Origin of the sequence: Lactobacillus kefiranofaciens (assembly GCF_014656585.1) — a bacterium.
Taxonomy (GTDB): domain Bacteria; phylum Bacillota; class Bacilli; order Lactobacillales; family Lactobacillaceae; genus Lactobacillus; species Lactobacillus kefiranofaciens.
Window position 1 is genome coordinate 1,002,450 of sequence record NZ_CP061341.1, and the last position, 17,784, is coordinate 1,020,233.

Below are 17,784 nucleotides of genomic sequence, written 5' to 3' on the forward strand. Positions count from 1 at the left end.
CTAGATAGGAGTAATAAAATGATTCAGCAATTTGAAAAATTAACTGCTGAAGATTTAGATTGCTACAGAGAATTGTTTTCTGGCATAACTAGGAAGATTCAGCGGTTAGGTTATAGTAATTTCTATATTTTTAATGTTCAAAAAACGATTCATATTTTGCAGATCTATCGTGAATGGCTGCTGGCTCAGAAAGAGAGAAATTTTGATAAACTATATCAAGATTTTTGGGGACGCCGTGAGATGGATATAACTGCAGTTTCTCTCCTGCTTTTGCCACGAGTTCATGATAAACAACAAGAATTACAAGAGATAAAAGAAGTTCTTACCCAGATCGATGAATTAGGTACATCTTATATTTTCAATGACGTACAGAGCAATGCAATTGGTTTACCCATTGAAAATCAGATTTACCCGGCTAGTCGTCAAGGGCTACAAGATGTATATCAGCTTAGTAAGCAAAAGAACAATCAAGAATACTGTCAAAACATTCAAAGCTTTTTAAATACGTATTCAGAGCCATATCCTGATTGTGATATTATGATCGACTTTTTTGATAATAGTTCTACAGAGATGAATATTAATACGAACTCAAACTAAAAAGATATTTTATTACAAAATTTTCTGGTAAAATAGGTTGTTAGAAAGTGATTGGCTTTTCTGAGATATTTTTTGGGGAGAATGCATTATCAAAAGTTGAGTTGAAAATGAGATACGAAAGCTTATAGATATTAGATAGCAAAAAGAGATGATCTAACAATTGGTCATCTCTTTTTGTATTAGATGGAGAAAAGAATGAAGAAAATAACTTTAAATCAGCTCTATGATATTATGTATGACAATATGGCAGATCCTACTGGCTGGTGGCCTGGACGCAGTGATTGGGAAGTTATTTGGGCTACCATTTTAATTCAGAATACTAACTGGAAAAATGTAGCTAAAGCACTAAAATCTTTATATGATGCAACTGAGTTTCTACCAGAAAAGGTTTTAAATCTTACTGATGAACAACTAAGCCAAGTAATTGCTTCAGCTGGTTTTTATACGAGAAAAACGCAGACAATTAAAAACGTAGCTCATTATTTTAAAGAAAGATTTAATTGTGATTTAGAAACAGCCCAGGAACAAGACAAGCGCCAACTACGTCAGGAAATTTTGGCAATCCATGGTATTGGTCCAGAGACAGCAGATGTGATCTTGATGTATGGTTTACGAAAAGGAGAATTCGTGGTTGACACTTATTCTAGGCGTTTGTTTAATTGCTTAGGCTGGCAGGCTATTCCTCCTTATGAAAAAGCTAAAGCGATAGTTGAAAAGGAGTTGAAATATTTTACACCACGCAGTTTTCAAAATTTCCATGCATTAATTGACACTTTCAATCAGCAATATAAATTACCTAATGAATTTAATAAATCATTTTTAGCTGATTATCAATTAATTATTTCAGAATAGAGCTAGTAGAATTTGCTAGCTTTTTTTACCGATTAAAGCTGCTTCTTGACCGATAACTTTCAAAATTAAGTAATTTCTTTAGTTTTACTTTATAGTTAAAAATGAAAGGAGCAGAATAATGAAATTTAAGTTACTGATTAATCCCGACCAAGAAGAATCGATTGAAGCACGGGTTCGTCATGAAACTAGCTTTACTAATGACCTAAGGCAATTTGTGTTAACTAATGGTAAGTCTGATCAAATTGTTGCTTATGATGATAAAGATTTAATTACCTTGCGGCTGAGCAAAATCAGCATGATTACAATCCTTGATCATAAAACGATGGTAATTACTACAGATAATAAAAAGTACCAAATTAAGAAAAGAATCTATCAATTAATTGATGAACTACCGAATAATTTTTGGCGGATTAATAAATCAAGTATCGTCAATCGCTGTCAAGTTGCTCGATTTGCAGAAACGCAAACTGCAGGCGTTAACATCATCATGAAAAATGGCATTACCGATTATGTTTCAAGACGCTGTTTTGTCAAAATCAGAAAGAAGCTGGAACAATCATGAAAGCATTTATTAAAACATTTATTCTCCATGGCTTAGTAGCTGCAGGTTTTGGACCGCTTATTTTAGTAAGCATTTACTACGGCTACCAACTAGCAGGAAAAATTACCAGTCTTTCAATTTCAGAGCTTAATGGCAATATTATTTCTGCTCTTTTACTGGCTTTCATTGCCGGCGGAATTAGTGCTATTTTTAAGGTTGAAAAGCTCCCACTTGGCATTGCAACTTTAATTGATGCAATTGTTTTATACGTTGACTACTTATTTTTCTACTTGATCAATGATTGGATTGAAAAGCAACCGATTCCACTTCTCATCTTTACTGTCATTTTTATCATCGACTATTTAATTATCTGGGCTATTATCTACAAACAAGTTAAACGTCAAGTTCAGAAGATCAATCAAAAATTGTAAGGTTACGAAAAAATGCTTAGTATATCACCTACTAAGCATTTTTGTTTATTCTATTTTAGTTAATTATCAATTTCGGGTGCTTTATCAAGCTCTGCTTGCATCATCCAAATTCTCTTTTCAATATCATTGTGGCAAGTAGTTAAAATGTCGCTTGAACTGTAGTCGTCTTCTGAATCTGCTGCCTTAATCCCGTCTTCATAATCTTTTTCGATAACGCGGTAACCAGCCACAATTGTCGCAAATCTTTCAGGAGTTGGCACGCCCCACTTACCTGCTTCAGCCTTGATCTTAGTGTGGTCAAGTACTTCTTGTAAGCTAGAGTACGGTGAACCATCAATCGTAATCAATCTTTCAGCGATTAAGTCACGTTGTTCATCAAGTTCATCCATTACGCCATCCAAGTAGGGATGCAGTTTTAAAAATTCAGCTCCGCGCATGTACCAATGTTGTTGACGTACAATGGTCTTGAGTTGAGTAAGATCAGCAACTGCTTGATTTAACATTTCTTTAGTCTTTGTATACTTCATAAAAAGCCTCCTTAATTAAAGGTTATATCTTTATCCTAACAGAAGCAAGCGCTTTAGGAAAATTATTGGCTTATTATATACAAAAAGTATCTTGATTTAACTATCCTTTTCTGAATTAATCGTCGATTGAGCTGGCTCCGCGGTCTTTTTCCTCATCGCTGCGATTGTTGCTTACCTTATCATCTAGCTTTTTACCAACAAATAAAGCAAAAAGACTAACTAAAACAGCACTTGCACTTAATTTAGTAAATTTTTTCATTTTTATTCTCCATATCTAAGTAGCGCTGTGACTCTGCGCGATTTTTAAAAACAAAAATTTTTACATTAGGAAATTTAGCCAAAATTTGCATTTCTTGAGGCAATTTTTGTTCTCTAAAAGTTCTGATATATTTCATAAACTCTGGATTAACTTCCTCCTCAATCCAAGGCATATCAGGACGTTTATTGCCAATTCTATGACGTATGCCATTTAAGCAAACTTCAGTCGGATAATCTAATAAAAACGCTGTATCACAATGTCTTAATCGTTCTTCAAGTGTAAAACTGTAATTGCCATCAATGATCCAACTGTCTTTATTCAGTACGTCACTGAGCCTTTGCTTAAACATTTCACGTGAAACAGTTGTCTTATCTTTATTCCAGAAAAGTTGATCTAAATAACAAATGGACAGTCCGGTTTTTGCATGAAGTTTTCTGCTAAAAGTACTTTTTCCGCTACCGGGACTTTCCAAAACTAGTACACGTTTCATTGCATCACCACCACTTCCATATATAAGTAAATCATTTCAATTAGCTGGTCACAATTATAATGCTTATAGTTTTTTCACCATATTGTAGCTGCTTTCGTTATCCGGATCAGGGATGTCGTCGGTAGTTTTACCTTCATTTTGGTAGCCTCGTTTTTCATAAAAAGAGAATAATTTTGGCAGGCACGTTAATGAAATAGCTCTTCTATTTTCCAATTTAGCTACCTGTGCCATTCTATCGAGTAATTCAGTAGCGATTCCCCTTTTTCGACATTCTGGTGCTACTGCTAAGCTCAAAATAGTTTGGTATGCATCCCCTTCTTGATTGGGGTGGTTTTCAAAATAAAGCTTATCTTCAATGTAACGTTTCTCAAAAGCTGGTCCAAAAACATGAGCAACGACTTTCCCTTCTTCTTCAGCAACTAAAAAAGTATCAGGATAATTTTTAATTCGGCCGATCATATCTTTTTCGGTCATTTCTTTACTCATGTGAAAAGCATCAGATTCTATTTTGACGATATCATTTAAATCTTTCATTGTTGCTTTACGAATTTTAACCATTTATTTGCTCCTTTAAAATTTAAGAAATGCTAAAACTATTGTCATCATAGGCATTTAAATATGTTTTTTCTTACCAGATCTGTATAATTTAGATCATGGAAGGCGGTATTTTGATATGTTAACTAAAAAGTCAAAAATTAAGCGGTTAATTCAATTAGTTAAATACGGTATAAGTATTGCAGTAATTATTTATCAATCTATTCAAAAAATCAACCGTATTCGTAATAAAGCCAAGGGACGCAAGCCATCGATTTATCCAGAAAAATAAGAAAAATGAGCAGATTTGAAGTCTGCTCATTTTTAGTTATTCTACTTCACTTGAAACATTGAATGTCTTTTTGCTTTTTACCCAATGCACAAGTAAACCAATTACTAGACCAACTAATGCTGGAACTAACCATGAAAGTCCCATGCTTGCCATTGGCAATGTATTTCTCACCGCAGCTACAGCTAAACCAAAACTGCTTTGACTAACTACGCCTGGAAAGGCTACTACCATATCTCCTAATGCAGGGACAACAGTGAACAAGATTACCCAGAAATATACCACGCCATCTTTTTTGAATAATGGTGAGAAGCAGGATAACAAGATTAGAACCATTGATAATGGATATAAGAACATCAACATTGGAGTTGACCAAGCAATGATTTGATCCAAGCCGAAATTGGCAGCCAAGAATGAAGCTAAACAACTAAGTGCAAGCCAAGTATGGTAGCTTACCTTAGGAAAATGTTTATGAAAGTCTTGTGCAAATGCGGCTACTAAACCCACTGCAGTAGTCAAACAAGTAACAGTTAATAAAAATGCCAGTAAAGCTTGACCAAAAGCGCCACCGTATTCGTTAGCGATTTGGTTAAATGCTACCCCACCGTTGTCTGAAACTTTAAAACGACCTAATGACATAGCACCCATTAAGATTAATAACAGGTAAATAAAACCTACAGCACTCATAGCTACTACACCAGATTTAGCAACGACTTTTGAAGCATTCTTAGGGTTCTTTTGTCCCATTGAGCGGACTGCAGTAACTACTGTTACACCGAAGGCTAAACCAGCTAAGGCATCCATTGTGTTGTAGCCTTCTAAGAATCCATTAACTAAAGCTGAATGCTTATAAGTAGCAGTTACGGCTGCGGTTTGTGGATTACCTAAAGGATTAACAAAGGCAACGATAAAGATTAAGAATAGCAATGCTAAGAATAATGGATTCAAAACCTTGCCGACATTAGATAGGATATTATTTTGATGATATGAAAAAGCAAAAGCTAAAACAAAGAATAAAGCGGAAAATACTAGTAATGCCGGACCTTGTATATTCTTGGGTACGAATGGAGCTACCCCAACAGTAAATGAAACTGTTGCCGTTCTTGGTGTCCCAAATAATGGACCAATAGTTGCATGAATTAGTATCATAAAGACTACTGCAAAAGTAGCACCAAGAGGCTTACCAACATCATACACGCCTTCTGAGCGTGTGATGGCAATTGCTAAAACCGATAGTAATGGTAATAATACACCGGTGATCAAGAAGCCAACAGCAGCGCTACCCCAATTAGCGCCAGCTAGTTGACCCAGATGCAATGGGAAAATCAAGTTCCCAGCTCCAAAGAATAATCCAAATAATAACGAAGCAACGACTAAATATTGCTTCCAGGTTAATTTTTGAGATGTATGGTCTTCCATAACACGTTCCCCCTATAGGAAATTGTTATCTGATCACAAAAAAAATCCCTCAACCAAATTATCTCTGGTTGAGGGACGCTCTAGCGTGGTACCACCCTTTATTTATATTGTTATTACTAACAATACCTTTGACGTGCGGCCAATCAATATTGGCGATACGCCGGCACTATAACGGGTGCTCCCACTACTTCTTACTAAAAGTTAAGAAATAGAACTCGAAAGTGATTTTCATTCAATTTTGCCTTTCTCCCCTCACACCTAACGGGATTCGCTGTAAATTCAAATTGAATTACTCTTCTTTCTCTTTGTTTTCAGATGATTAAATTGTTAATAACTATTCTAATGAAATAGTCATATTTGTCAATAACTTTGTTCAAAAATTTTAATTATTAACTATGTAGTTCGGGAGTTTGACAGTTTGAGAGCTTTATTTTGGCCTTTATCCTTGATATAAAGCCTTTTTCTTTGTCAAATTTTTGCTTTAATAATTGTGTACTTTATCGTACTTTAATACAATTAGATTATCAATAATTCATCTAAAACCTAGAGGTATCAAGGCATGCGCGTTAAAGTAACCAAAAATAAAAATTCTCAATCTTTTTATGTAATTAAAGACGTCAATGTCGCTGGCAAACGGACAACTAAAATTGTGGCAGCGCTTGGTAATGAGAATCAGTTGAGAGAAAAGCATCCAGATCATGAACCCCTGGTGTGGGCAAAGAAACAAGCCAAATTACTGACACAGAAAGAAAAGGCTAACCAAAATTCCTTAATCAAGAGCTTTTCGGCTGCTAAACTGATTGAAAAAGACAAGCAACGCAGCTTTAATGTTGGTTATTTGTTTCTACAAGATATCTTGTCACAGCTTGGGTTAAAGCAAGCCTGCAAAAAGATTCAGGCACAAACTAGAATAAAATATGATTTGTATAATATTTTAGCTTTACTTATTTATGCGAGAATTCTTTCTCCTTCTTCTAAAAAATCTAGTCTAGCTTATATGCAAGAAATGCTTGGCGTCGATTTGCCTAACCTGCACGATATTTATCGTGCACTTAGTCTCTTATCTGAGCGCAAAGAGGAATTAGTTAGTGCTAGTTATCACCATAGTATTAATGTTAAGCCGCGTGATACGCGCATTCTGTATTATGACTGCACTAACTTCTACTTTGAAATTGAAGCAGCTGAAGATATGAAGCAATATGGCGTTTCTAAGGAACACCGTCCTAATCTAATCATTCAGATGGGGCTATTCATGGATGCCAATGGCTTGCCTTTAAGTTTTACCTTATTTGATGGCAATAAGAATGAACAACCATCCATGAAGCCGCTAGAAAAAGAAATAATGCGAGACTTTCACCTGTCCGATTTTGTTGTCTGCACTGATGCCGGTTTATCTTCTAACCAAAACCGGAAATATAACAGCTTCAGTAATCGACACTTTATTACTACTCAGTCAATTAAGAAATTAAAAAAGAATCTTAAAGATTGGGCATTAGATCCTAGTGGCTGGCAAAAGCCTAATGATAAAACTCAATACAATTTAAATGAGCTTAATCTAGAAACAGATGACAGTATCTATTACAAGATACGCCCGATTAATGAAAATGACTTAGAGCAGAATCTATTCGTGACCTTCTCTCCTAAATATTTGCGCTATCAACGCCAAATTTGCCAAGGTCAAATTGATCGAGCAATCAAACAAGCTAATTCCAAACAAAAGAAATAATCCCAATGATCCTGGACGCTTTATTAAGGAAAAACACTTTACTAAAGAAGGTGAGAAAGCCAATCAAGTTCAATACTTGATTGACAAAGAACGGATCAAGAAAGAGGAAATGTTTGATGGCTTCTACGGCATTTGTACTGATCTAGAGGCTTCACCGCTAGAGCTAATTAAAATCAATAAAAATCGTTGGGAAATCGAACGCTGCTTCCGCGAGATGAAGACCGAGTTTCAAGTCCGGCCGGTTTACGTAAGACGAGAGGATCGAATAAAAAGTCACTTTTTGGTTTGCTTCTTAGCCCTGCTGGTCTTTCGCTTATTTAAACAAGAAATACCAGGCTATAGCAGCTATGAATTAATTAAAACTTTACGCCAATTTAATCTCGCTGAAATCAGCGCAGGAGATTATATACCAATCTTCCAAAGAACAGATTTAACTGATAAAATTCATGATAGCTTTGGCTTTAGACTAGACCGTGAGCTAATCACACAAAAATATTTCAAAAAAATTTATAAACAGACCAAAAAAGAGAAAAAGTACGCAAAAAATTGAGCATGGTAAAAGCCCCAGAAAGCCTAATAAATAGGCAATCTAGGGCTTTTTTATCTTCTAAAACTGTCAAACTCAGGATTATATACTTTTGTTTGAAGATCAAAAAATAATGCAAAATAAAAAGCAAGACATGGATAAAGTAAAGTTCCAGCCCTGCTTTTTTAACTTAATGAAGTAATTTGATGCTAGTTTTCGCTAGTCCAGCCATCCTGCTCAAGCATCTTTTTAACACTGCTAATTGATAAATCTTTAACTGCAAAATGTAATTTACTTTCGCTGATAACTGTTTCTAACATCCTTATTACCCCACATTTAAATTGTTTTTTATTCCTTACACTTACTATAATAACACTTGTTATTTAGAAATCAAGCTACAAAGTAAATTCTTTCTTACTTTATTTGTAATTGTACAGTTCCTGATATTTAAACTTTTTCTTTATTTGTTCGCTCTTTAACTACTAAATAAATTAAGATAGCTGCGTTAAATAATCACTAGGCACATGATCACATAGCCACACTTCATCATTGCCTATGTAAAAATCAATTCCGTCTTGATAGGCTTTTTCTGCATTAATACGTAAAATTGCTGGATGAGAATCTCGTCTTTTTCCTACGGACATAGCCATTTCAATATCAGTAGATAAATGCACGTACTGTCGCCCCATCGGCAACAGTCTTTCTTTTTTAATACTCTTTAAAAAGCGATGAGCTGTTCCATGATATAGTACTTTAGGTGGAACAGCCTTTTTGCGTTTAATAATACCAGGTACTGAATGACCATATAATGCACAAATTGTGCCTTTTTTAATTTCAAAACGTTCTTTATCACTATCATGCATAATCTCACGAATTTTCATTTCAGTAAGTTTAGGACTAAAATGATGCATGCTATTCATTGCATTTAAAAAGTCTTGTAAATCTACAAAACCATATTCGTCTAACTTAAGTCCATATTTAGCTGGATTGTGACGCAAACAATAAGACATCTTTTTACTAATAAAAACATTATTGCGATGATCTGATCTTTCTTGCATGTTAATCTCTTTTCTTTAATTAATCGCGCAATTGCATTTGTTTATTAAAATAATTCTTGTAAGCTAAATAACCGCTAATTACTGCACCTAGGCCAGTAGCTGAAAGCAACATGAAGGTGATCATGATTTGGTACTTAATTGCATAGACCGGATTGACTCCTGCAAAAATTAATCCAGACATCATGCCGGGCAGATTAACCAATCCAACTGTCTTAGCAGAATCAATTGTTGGCTGCATTGCCGTTTTAATGCTTCTACGCAAAATTGGCATTGAAGCCATTTTAATGTCGCTTCCTAATGCCAATCTTTCTAAAACTGGTTCACGTAGATCATGAAAACTATTATTCAATGCTTTGTAACAAAGACCTACAGCTACCATTTCATTTCCCGCGATCATCCCTGTAATTGGAATGACTTGCATCGGAATAGGTTTAATCACTTCCGAAATGATTAATAAACCTAATGTAACATAAGTTCCTATTGCTTCTGCAACAATCGAATCGATTAATTTACGATGTGGATTTGGATTACGTTCATAGGCATTCCATGAGGCGTTGAAAATAATGATTAGGGTTGAAGCAAGAGTCAGCCATAATGCATTAACATGAAATATAAATTTTAGAATAAAGCCGATAATAATTAACTGTACAATAGCTCTAGCTACACTAACTAGAATATCTTTCGTTAAACCTAGTTTTTCTTTAGCTGAAATAGCAACGGATACAAGAACTAGTGCAAATGCTAAAACTAGAGACCAATTACTAACTACAACATTTTTCACTTTTTTATTCCATCCTTCTGAATCTGAATAATGTTAGTGGCTGAATTAATTTCACTCTGATCATGGGTAACTTGTATAATTGTTACTCCTTGTTCATAGATTGCTTTAATCAGTTGGTGAACAATGCATTTGCTTTGTTCATCAAGTCCCGTAGTAACCTCATCTAATAGTAAAACTTTAGGTAAAAAGATCAAATTACGAATTAATGCAACTCGTTGCTTTTCTCCACCTGATAAGGCCGTGATTTCTTTATTCAAAAAGTTAGCTGGTAAATCAACTTGTTCCAGTAAATCAGTTAAGTGGGACTGATTTACTGGCTTCTTTCTAATCTGATACGGGAAAATCAAATTATCTTTTACAGTTTTGCCAAATAGAGCTGGTTGCTGGAAGCAATAAGAAACAGCTCTTCGATACTTAATAGGATCAAGTTGTGTAATATTTTGTTTTAGGTATAAAATTTTACCTTCTGTTGGACTAATTAAATTAGCTGCTAATTTCAGAATAGTACTTTTGCCTATACCTGAAGGACCAACCAAAGTTAAAAAATCGTTTTTCTCAACTGAAAAAGAAATTTTTTGTAGAATTTGTTTATCTTTAACTCGATAACCTACTTGTTGTAATTCAATGATTGCCATAATTTGTCTTTCTAAATAATTAACTTGATATTACAAAAATTATGTAAAGCTAAAACACTATAAATACTTTGAACCTTCGGTAACAGATAATTTCGCCATTTTATCTATATTTTGCTTAATGAATTGTTTTACCCATTTAGGATTGGTTTTAGAATAATCGCGCAAGGCCCAACCAATTGCTTTATTGATGAAAAATTCTTGGCTTCCTAAATTATTTTGCAAGATCTTATTAAGTAGTTCCGTATTCATCTGCTCTTTTCGTAATAATTGGTGTTCAATTGCGATTCTGCGTAACCAAAAGTCATTATCTGTAGACCACCGCAGCATCAAAGAATTAATTCGCTTATCTCGCAAACCTAGGTTACCGATTAGCTTGATTAAACTGTCAATTGTGTCCCACCATTGTTTAGTTCGAGCAAAATGCTCGATTTTGGTCATTTAAGCGAAAGACAAATGCTTTTGCATCGCAATTAAATAATCACAAACAAAATATTGCATCTCACGATGAGGATCGGCCCATGCTTGATTCAGCAATGTCCAATCAATACGTTGTTTTTTCTTTTCTTCTAAAAGAAAATTATGATAGATTGCTCGTCTTTGTGGCGTATGGTAGCCATAGAATTCAAACTGATTTCGCATATAACTTGCTAATTGTTTAACTTTTTTAGGATTAAAATCTTGTTCAAATTGTTGCTTTAATTCTTGATAATTCATTTTTAGTCCTCAATATATAATTGCTAACTTCATGATATTTGTTTCTCTAATTAATTGCAAAAATAAGCCTTAATTCAGTGCTAAAATTTAAATTAGAATTGTGAAAGAAAGTGATCAGATGACAACCAAATTTATTACCAAGGACAGGGATGCCAGATTATATTTAATCTCTGATACGCATCTAATTGCAAACGAATTACATGATGATGGCATAGCTTTTCAGCATATGCGTGATACTAGTGCTGGTAAAGATCTTGATTATCAAGAAATTGCTTTAACTGCCTTCACTCGCATGCTTTTGAAGAAAAAACCTACAGCTTTAATTATTACGGGCGATTTAACTTTTAATGGTGAAAAAGCATCAGCTGAGCGATTGCATAAGATATTTGCACCTTTATTAAAAGCAGGCATTCATTTATTTACTATACCTGGTAATCATGACATTTTTGATGGTTGGGCTAGAAAATTTGAAAATGATAAAGAACTATATGCTGCACAAATTAGTCCTTTTGATTGGAAACGAATTTTTTCTGATGGCTATCAAAATTCCATTAACACTGATCCAACTTCACTTTCCTATAGTGTTAACTTAAATAAAAAATATCATCTCGTTTTTCTAGATACAAATATTTATGGGCAGCACGAATCAAACGCTTCACCTACTACAAATGGCGAATTATCAATGCAGCAATTAGAATGGCTAGCAGTTGATTTAGCTAAAGCTAGATCTAATAATCAGCATTCACTTCTTTTTATGCATCACAATCTATATGATCATAATAAAATTATTCACGGTGGTTATACATTAGATAATGCAGATGATCTACGCAAATTATGCAATCAATATCATGTTGCGGCTGTTTTTTCGGGTCATATCCATGCTCAGAATATTATTCGTGGCGATTCTGAATGCTTAACTCCCGATATCGCTACTTCTTGCTTTTGTATGACTGATCAAGGATATGGGATAATTGATATTTCAATTGATCAGTTATCATATCAACGTTATTCTTTTACGATGTCTCCATATCTAACAGATAATGAAAAATCTCAACTACCTCAAAAAGCTTTTCAAAAATATTTAGCTGATATTTTTGATTTTACTAATCGCAGTCAGATGAGCTGGCTATACCGGGAAGTTACTAACCCTAAAGAACAAAAAGAGATTATTGATTTCATTGATCAACTTAATTGGAATTTCTTTGTCGGCAAAAGCAACTATTCCTCTGCACAAAGACAAAAGCTTAAAGCGAAAACAGCTTATCAGTTAATTACCCAAAAACTACCCGAGATGAAAGCATATTTAGATACTTTGTTGGCAGTAAATGAGAATAGTTGGAAATTAAAACTTGATTTTAAAGATGAATAATTATTCATCGATTAGCATACAAATAATGTAAGCGAATCACACCATCATATTTGGCAGGTATTTCGAAGGTCTGCACTTTAGTTGATTGCTTATCAAGGCCAGAAGTTTGTCTAGTGTACATTGTGATTGCATGGGGAACAACCGATTAACAAAAATACAAAATCGGCAGCGTGCATTGCTTTAAAAATCTGTTCGATTCCATCTTCGTATGCATCGAAAATTTGAACTTTACAATACTTCTTGATCTCATTAATAAAGCTAGCTGAATACTTATTGCCAACAACAACTAACTTCTTATCTTTAAGCCAAGTCAATTCCCGTTTATTACTTAGATAAATGGTGGGTTTTTGTTCTTGAATTCCTCTTTTACTTTTCTTTTTATGAGTAGTTAGATGTCGATGATTAGTAGAAAGAGCAAGCGTTTCATAAAAACGATCAACCCACCAACAACTTAATTCATCTAAATGACAACGGACAACCTTAGATAGTGAAAATTTAGGATTATCAACGATCGTAGCTGGAACAAATACTTGATAAGATTTGTTTTGATTGATGTCGTGTAAGATATATTCGCCTTGTTTCAATTCAAGATAACCGTAACTATATTGTCGTTTTTGATTTAACGATAAAAAGTCATTCATTACTTTTTGGTATTTTTGGTTTAACTTGTTTAATTGACGATAAGAATCTAGATTATCAATATTGCAATGTTCAATTAGTTGATTAATCATCAATTCTGGTGACATTATTTGTCTTTGTTGTTGATGCTGCAATTTCTTTAAAAGTTCGCTACGTTTTTTTCGAAGCAAACCAAGTTTTTTATTAAGGGCATTATTGGTTTGACCATGTTGTTTATTCTCTCTTTGCAATTTTCGAACTTGTTTTTCGAGTTCTCGCTCGCCTTTAGTTGCTGCTCGTTTTGTAAGTAGCAAATGCTCATTATTAGTTATTACTATTTGAATTAGAATAGCTAATAACTCATTTTGTTGCGTAAGATTTTTAATAAATTCTTGAATATCATCTCCAGGTCTTAACCCCTGCTCAACAAGCCAAGCTTGTTTTTTTTACTTTCTCAACCTGAGCTGTTTGAACATCAATTCTAGAAATAAGTTGTTTTATTTTTTCTTCTTTTTTAGTCTTAATTGCTGCTAATTTCTTATTAAATTGGTGTTGCTGTTGTTCTAGTTTTTTTATCGTTCTCTCTTGTTTTTGATTCTTTAAAAGTAAAGCACTCTTTTCTGCCTGGACTTTTTCTACTTGCCTCTTTAATTTTTTGATCTTACTTCCATCTTCTGTAAGATGTTGACCTGTTTTAGTCTTTTTATTTTTCTGTTGTTTTTTTCTGATTTTAGCAAGTAATTCTTTCTTATGAGTGATTTGTTTATTATTATCAGTCTGTTTAAAGTCTAAATGAATACCATTAATCTTATATTCTTTTGCTAAACTCATATTATTCACCGCGCTACTTTCATATCTCGTACGTTAGTTCTAAATTAAATTATATCAAACATATGATCAGAGAAAAAGGCCAGAACTTAAAAAAGCTCTGGCCTTAATTAATATTCAGTTTTTTTGTAATTAACGGTAATCCTTAAGGAAATCCATCATCTTATCATAATCGGCATCATGTTCAGCGTCATATGCATCTTCGACCTTAACCACCTTATTACCTTCAGTAACAATGCGATATTCACGCAAATCATTCTTTTCATTAGCAACAACAGTAATTTCGCCCTTACCAGGTGTTGAATACAAGGTTGGGTTAAGAACTTCATTTAACTTATCTGATAATTGTTGATTAAATGCAATTTGATTCATTTAAAATATCTCTTTTCTTAAAACATTTCCAACACGGATATTATAACACCAAGTTTATGAATTTACCAAGTGAAGTAAATAATTTACTTGGTAAAAAGTAATATATTACTTATTAAACTTCAGGTGCCATTGTTAACCAAATCCAATATCCTGTCATAAAAATAATTCCCAAGGTAGCTAAGAAAGTCATCATTTTTTCAAAAGCTCCGCCTACCTTATATCTATACCAGCTTCGTTTAAATTTATTTTTAGAAAATGGGGCTAACCAATGAACACCCTGCTTGCTAAAACTGTCCTCAACTAAATGCAAGAAATATCCAATTATTAATCCTAGCCAAATACTACCCCACCAATTAGGCAATTGACCTATTCTCAATTGAATTTTAATGAAATAATTCATTATGTAGAATAAACCCACAGAAAAAATTAACCAACCCAATAATGAATGGGTAATCCCACGATGACGAAGAAACAGACTGAAGTTTATCAGTGACTTTCGACTAGTTGTACTATTATATTCATCAATATCAGGCAAGGAAGCGCCAACTCCTGTAGCTAGTAAGATAATGACATTAGAAGATAAATTAGTTAAAAAGGCATTACTAGCAATTAAGCCTAGTTCTACAACTGCAATGCTACATAATCGATGTGATCGCGTTAGTATTTGACTTCACCTCACTTCCTAGTAATTAACTATATTGTAGCATGCAAAAGCTCAATATTAACAGTTATAGTCACTTTTCACTTTCGTGTGTATCAAAATAAATAAGCCATAAAAGCAACTAACTTATATGACTTATTTACTTCATCTTATATTGAGTACAAATCTTATTTAATCATGCATTGGAAAGACCTTATCTGGATTAATTACATCATTTGGATCAAAGGCTAATTTGATCTTTCTGAGCATTTCGACATAATCCTTACCATAATAATCTTCAAAGTATGGCTCTTTGGCGTAACCAATACCGTGTTCACCTGACATGTTGCCGTCTACTTCTTTGGCTTTCTTATACAATTCAGTAATAACTTCTTTGCTCTTTTTAGCGTAAACTTCCTTAGAATCGTCATCTGAGCAGAGATAGATGTGCAAGTTACCATCACCAGCATGACCAAAGTTAGGGATGCGCATCCCTACTTTCTTTTCCAATTCATCAATTCTCTTCAAAACATCAGGAATATGATCAATCGGCACTGAAATATCAACTTCATCCATCATTGGCGTTGACTTCTGAATTGCTAGCAATAGTTCTTCACGGGCTTTCCAAATTAATTTAGCTTCATCTGAATCAGCTGCTAAAACAACAGCTTTGCCGGCGTCAAATTGTCTAACGGTCTCTAATACTTGTTTAAGCTCAGCTTCAACTTCGCCCTTAGTAAAGGCATCAATCCCTACAATAATGAAACCATTGCCTTTAGATACTGGGGATTTTTAATTTGCATAACTTTCCCACAAGTCAATCACTTTGAGACCCATAAATTCAACCGTAGTCGGCACAACTCCTGAAGCTAAAATTGCAGGGACTGATTTAATTGCTTGCGTTAAAGTTGGATATGGGATCAAAGCATTAATAATTTCCTTAGGACGTGGATACAAACGAACAGTTACCTCAGTAACAACGCCTAATGTACCTTCAGAACCAATGATCAAATCTTTTAATGAATAACCGGAAGAGGATTTAACTGCCTTTGCACCGAATTTATAAAGCTTGCCATCCGCCAAAACAACTTTCAATTCACGAATGTGTTCTCTAGTTACACCATATTTAATTGCCTTCAAGCCACCAGCATTAGTATCGACATTACCGCCAACAGTCGCCCAGTGCATTGCTGGTGCTGGCATGTAAGTAAAAGGCTTATCGGCTAAAAATTCTTCCATGTCCTTTAGTCTAATCCCGGCTTGAACAGTCATCGTTAGGTTATTTGGTTCATAAGACAAAATCTTGTTCATCTTAATCATGTCTAAGGGAATACCGCCATCAACAGTTAAGTTTGCTCCCATTAAGCCGGTTGAATTACCGCGTGGCACGATTGGAATATGGTGATCGCTAGCATATTTTACAACCTTTTCTACTTCCTCGTTAGTTATGGGTTGAATAAAACGAGATCAGGCATTGCACGTACAGTCTTGAACTGATCATGATCCCAGTGAACAGTAGGTTTAGTAATAAAACGATCTTCATCCCCAATAAAAGAACGCAATTGCTCGAGATCTTCACTCGTAATCTTGTTATAACTCATCGAAGTAACTCCTTTCAAAATAATAATGTAAGCGGATTAATAACCACAGTTATATTTTAACGCCTTATTTGACTTAATTTAAATTTTTGAGATGAAATATTTTTCTATTTTAATAATTCTCTGATAAGTATTAATAAATCCACTATTGTAATAATTCACTATTACAGTTACAATTCTAAACAGATATTTTTAAGGAAAGGGATTTTTATGAAAGCACATAATTTTAGCTTAGACGGAAACCAACTAAAATTAATTGCGGTTTTCTTTATGATCTTTGATCATATTTATACGTATACTTTAATAGATGTTTTACCACAATGGTGCAGTTTGATTGCCGTTTTGTAGCACCGCTGTTTGTTTATTTCTTAGTAGAAGGATTCTTCCATACTTCTAATCGGAAACGATACTTATTTAGAATCTTAGGTGCCGCAGCGGTTACTTGGATTGGTGAGATTATTATTAACCTCGCCTTCCATAACACAAGCCACCTCACCCATACGATGACCGTCTACTCTGTTCTTGAGGGAAATAACATCCTAGTTACTTTGGCAATCTTTTTAGGTATCATGTGGGCTATTGAATTGTTTAGAGAAAACAAGCGTAAATGGTGGTACTTGATTTTAGCTATTTTCCTAACATTTCTCAGCGCGATATTTGAAGGTGGACTTTATCTTTTAGCTGTGTTGTTTATCTTCTACTTTGGTTACCATAAGCCAAAAATTGAATCATGGGGCATCTTTATTTGGTGCTTGCTTTTATTCATTAAAGCACTAATCACTGCTCACACAACCAGAACTGATTTATACTCCAGCTTAACTTTTACAGTGAGTGGATGATGGTATCGGTTTTGCCATTTATCTGGCTGTATAATGGTCAGCGCGGTAAAAAGAGCTGGATTACTAAATATTTCTTCTATATTATTTATCCATTGCATTTATGGATTTTGATGATTTTACATTATTTATTCTTTAGGTAAA

The 17,784-nt window shown here is 34.1% G+C and carries 23 protein-coding genes, 2 pseudogenes and 1 other annotated feature; of the genes and pseudogenes, 11 read left to right on the forward strand and 14 right to left on the reverse strand.

The features are described 5' to 3' along the window. Positions 1-18 precede the first annotated feature (18 nt). The 4 genes from ICI50_RS04990 to ICI50_RS05005 all read left to right on the forward strand — a co-directional run bounded on the left by ICI50_RS04990 (position 19) and on the right by ICI50_RS05005 (position 2,421). Entirely contained in the window at positions 19-597 is a 579-nt protein-coding gene (locus ICI50_RS04990) for a hypothetical protein (RefSeq protein WP_056941219.1), read from the forward strand. 195 nt (positions 598-792) lie between these two features. After that, the gene (locus ICI50_RS04995; protein ID WP_013854044.1) at positions 793-1,449 is read left to right on the forward strand and encodes an endonuclease III domain-containing protein; all 657 of its coding nucleotides are present in this window, start codon (positions 793-795) and stop codon (positions 1,447-1,449) included. 118 nt (positions 1,450-1,567) lie between these two features. Then, a complete protein-coding gene (locus tag ICI50_RS05000; protein WP_054640252.1) occupies positions 1,568-2,011 on the forward strand; it encodes a LytTR family DNA-binding domain-containing protein in 444 nt (147 codons plus the stop codon). After that, positions 2,008-2,421 (forward strand): DUF3021 domain-containing protein, encoded by a 414-nt coding sequence (locus ICI50_RS05005; RefSeq protein WP_054640253.1) that lies wholly within the window; start codon positions 2,008-2,010, stop codon positions 2,419-2,421. The genes ICI50_RS05000 and ICI50_RS05005 overlap by 4 nt, the downstream gene beginning before the upstream one ends. Positions 2,422-2,480: 59 nt before the next feature. On the opposite strand, the gene ICI50_RS05010 is transcribed toward ICI50_RS05005, so the two are convergent. From ICI50_RS05010 to ICI50_RS05025, 4 genes are all read right to left on the reverse strand, one after another. Beyond that, positions 2,481-2,948: a Dps family protein gene (locus tag ICI50_RS05010; protein WP_054640254.1), complete on the reverse strand. Its 468-nt coding sequence runs from the start codon at positions 2,946-2,948 to the stop codon at positions 2,481-2,483. Between the two features lie 115 nt (positions 2,949-3,063). Continuing rightward, positions 3,064-3,207: a hypothetical protein gene (locus ICI50_RS05015; RefSeq protein WP_095342195.1), complete on the reverse strand. Its 144-nt coding sequence runs from the start codon at positions 3,205-3,207 to the stop codon at positions 3,064-3,066. Beyond that, positions 3,191-3,697: a P-loop NTPase family protein gene (locus tag ICI50_RS05020; RefSeq protein WP_188892066.1), complete on the reverse strand. Its 507-nt coding sequence runs from the start codon at positions 3,695-3,697 to the stop codon at positions 3,191-3,193. Before ICI50_RS05020 ends, ICI50_RS05015 begins: the two co-directional genes overlap by 17 nt. 63 nt (positions 3,698-3,760) lie before the next feature. Then, positions 3,761-4,255, reverse strand: coding sequence for a GNAT family N-acetyltransferase (locus ICI50_RS05025; RefSeq protein WP_056941221.1), 495 nt, complete (start codon positions 4,253-4,255; stop codon positions 3,761-3,763). A gap of 115 nt (positions 4,256-4,370) precedes the next feature. On the opposite strand from ICI50_RS05025, the gene ICI50_RS05030 reads away from it, so the two are divergent. After that, positions 4,371-4,523: a hypothetical protein gene (locus ICI50_RS05030; protein WP_013854050.1), complete on the forward strand. Its 153-nt coding sequence runs from the start codon at positions 4,371-4,373 to the stop codon at positions 4,521-4,523. Positions 4,524-4,559: 36 nt separating this feature from the next. Here ICI50_RS05030 and brnQ read toward each other — a convergent pair whose 3' ends face one another. Beyond that, complete coding sequence (gene brnQ, locus ICI50_RS05035) at positions 4,560-5,939, reverse strand: branched-chain amino acid transport system II carrier protein (protein WP_188892068.1); 1,380 nt, start codon at positions 5,937-5,939, stop codon at positions 4,560-4,562. 68 nt (positions 5,940-6,007) lie between these two features. Continuing rightward, positions 6,008-6,254, reverse strand: a binding site (T-box leader). Between the two features lie 244 nt (positions 6,255-6,498). Here brnQ and ICI50_RS05040 point away from each other — a divergent pair. Together ICI50_RS05040 and ICI50_RS10675 are read left to right on the forward strand one after the other, a co-directional pair. Then, positions 6,499-7,665: an IS1634 family transposase gene (locus ICI50_RS05040; RefSeq protein ID WP_201781731.1), complete on the forward strand. Its 1,167-nt coding sequence runs from the start codon at positions 6,499-6,501 to the stop codon at positions 7,663-7,665. After that, on the forward strand, positions 7,622-8,215 hold the full coding sequence (locus tag ICI50_RS10675; RefSeq protein ID WP_202898894.1) for an IS1634 family transposase: 594 nt from the start codon (positions 7,622-7,624) through the stop codon (positions 8,213-8,215). The genes ICI50_RS05040 and ICI50_RS10675 overlap by 44 nt, the downstream gene beginning before the upstream one ends. A gap of 467 nt (positions 8,216-8,682) precedes the next feature. Here the strand turns inward: ICI50_RS10675 and ICI50_RS05045 are convergent, their stop codons facing one another. From ICI50_RS05045 to ICI50_RS05060, 4 genes and pseudogenes are all read right to left on the reverse strand, one after another. Then, positions 8,683-9,249: an RNA 2'-phosphotransferase gene (locus ICI50_RS05045; RefSeq protein WP_013854052.1), complete on the reverse strand. Its 567-nt coding sequence runs from the start codon at positions 9,247-9,249 to the stop codon at positions 8,683-8,685. A 19-nt stretch (positions 9,250-9,268) separates the two neighbouring features. Continuing rightward, positions 9,269-10,030, reverse strand: a complete 762-nt coding sequence (locus tag ICI50_RS05050) for an ABC transporter permease (protein WP_013854053.1) — start codon at positions 10,028-10,030, stop codon at positions 9,269-9,271. Further along, a complete protein-coding gene (locus ICI50_RS05055; protein ID WP_013854054.1) occupies positions 10,027-10,665 on the reverse strand; it encodes an ABC transporter ATP-binding protein in 639 nt (212 codons plus the stop codon). The genes ICI50_RS05050 and ICI50_RS05055 overlap by 4 nt, the downstream gene beginning before the upstream one ends. A gap of 57 nt (positions 10,666-10,722) precedes the next feature. Continuing rightward, a pseudogene (locus ICI50_RS05060) lies at positions 10,723-11,379 on the reverse strand (DNA alkylation repair protein). Positions 11,380-11,497: 118 nt separating this feature from the next. Here ICI50_RS05060 and ICI50_RS05065 point away from each other — a divergent pair. After that, positions 11,498-12,748, forward strand: coding sequence for a metallophosphoesterase family protein (locus ICI50_RS05065; RefSeq protein ID WP_188892070.1), 1,251 nt, complete (start codon positions 11,498-11,500; stop codon positions 12,746-12,748). 110 nt (positions 12,749-12,858) lie between these two features. On the opposite strand, the gene ICI50_RS05070 is transcribed toward ICI50_RS05065, so the two are convergent. From ICI50_RS05070 to ICI50_RS05090, 5 genes and pseudogenes are all read right to left on the reverse strand, one after another. Beyond that, on the reverse strand, positions 12,859-13,680 hold the full coding sequence (locus ICI50_RS05070; protein ID WP_143445834.1) for a hypothetical protein: 822 nt from the start codon (positions 13,678-13,680) through the stop codon (positions 12,859-12,861). Between the two features lie 109 nt (positions 13,681-13,789). Continuing rightward, the gene (locus tag ICI50_RS05075; protein WP_056941224.1) at positions 13,790-14,197 is read right to left on the reverse strand and encodes a hypothetical protein; all 408 of its coding nucleotides are present in this window, start codon (positions 14,195-14,197) and stop codon (positions 13,790-13,792) included. Between the two features lie 129 nt (positions 14,198-14,326). Beyond that, positions 14,327-14,566: a hypothetical protein gene (locus tag ICI50_RS05080; RefSeq protein WP_013854058.1), complete on the reverse strand. Its 240-nt coding sequence runs from the start codon at positions 14,564-14,566 to the stop codon at positions 14,327-14,329. Between the two features lie 112 nt (positions 14,567-14,678). Beyond that, complete coding sequence (locus tag ICI50_RS05085; RefSeq protein WP_025084160.1) at positions 14,679-15,230, reverse strand: metal-dependent hydrolase; 552 nt, start codon at positions 15,228-15,230, stop codon at positions 14,679-14,681. Positions 15,231-15,398: 168 nt separating this feature from the next. After that, a pseudogene (locus tag ICI50_RS05090) lies at positions 15,399-16,807 on the reverse strand (FAD-binding oxidoreductase). A gap of 207 nt (positions 16,808-17,014) precedes the next feature. Between ICI50_RS05090 and ICI50_RS05095 the strand changes: the two are divergent. Genes ICI50_RS05095 through ICI50_RS11040 form a run of 3 tightly spaced genes read left to right on the forward strand, consistent with a single transcriptional unit; the run spans position 17,015 to position 17,783 of the window. Next, positions 17,015-17,152, forward strand: coding sequence for a hypothetical protein (locus tag ICI50_RS05095; RefSeq protein ID WP_013854060.1), 138 nt, complete (start codon positions 17,015-17,017; stop codon positions 17,150-17,152). Next, the gene (locus ICI50_RS05100) at positions 17,125-17,643 is read left to right on the forward strand and encodes a TraX family protein (protein WP_013854061.1); all 519 of its coding nucleotides are present in this window, start codon (positions 17,125-17,127) and stop codon (positions 17,641-17,643) included. Before ICI50_RS05095 ends, ICI50_RS05100 begins: the two co-directional genes overlap by 28 nt. Then, positions 17,643-17,783 (forward strand): TraX family protein, encoded by a 141-nt coding sequence (locus ICI50_RS11040; protein WP_250825608.1) that lies wholly within the window; start codon positions 17,643-17,645, stop codon positions 17,781-17,783. Before ICI50_RS05100 ends, ICI50_RS11040 begins: the two co-directional genes overlap by 1 nt. The last annotated feature ends 1 nt before the right edge of the window (position 17,784 follow it).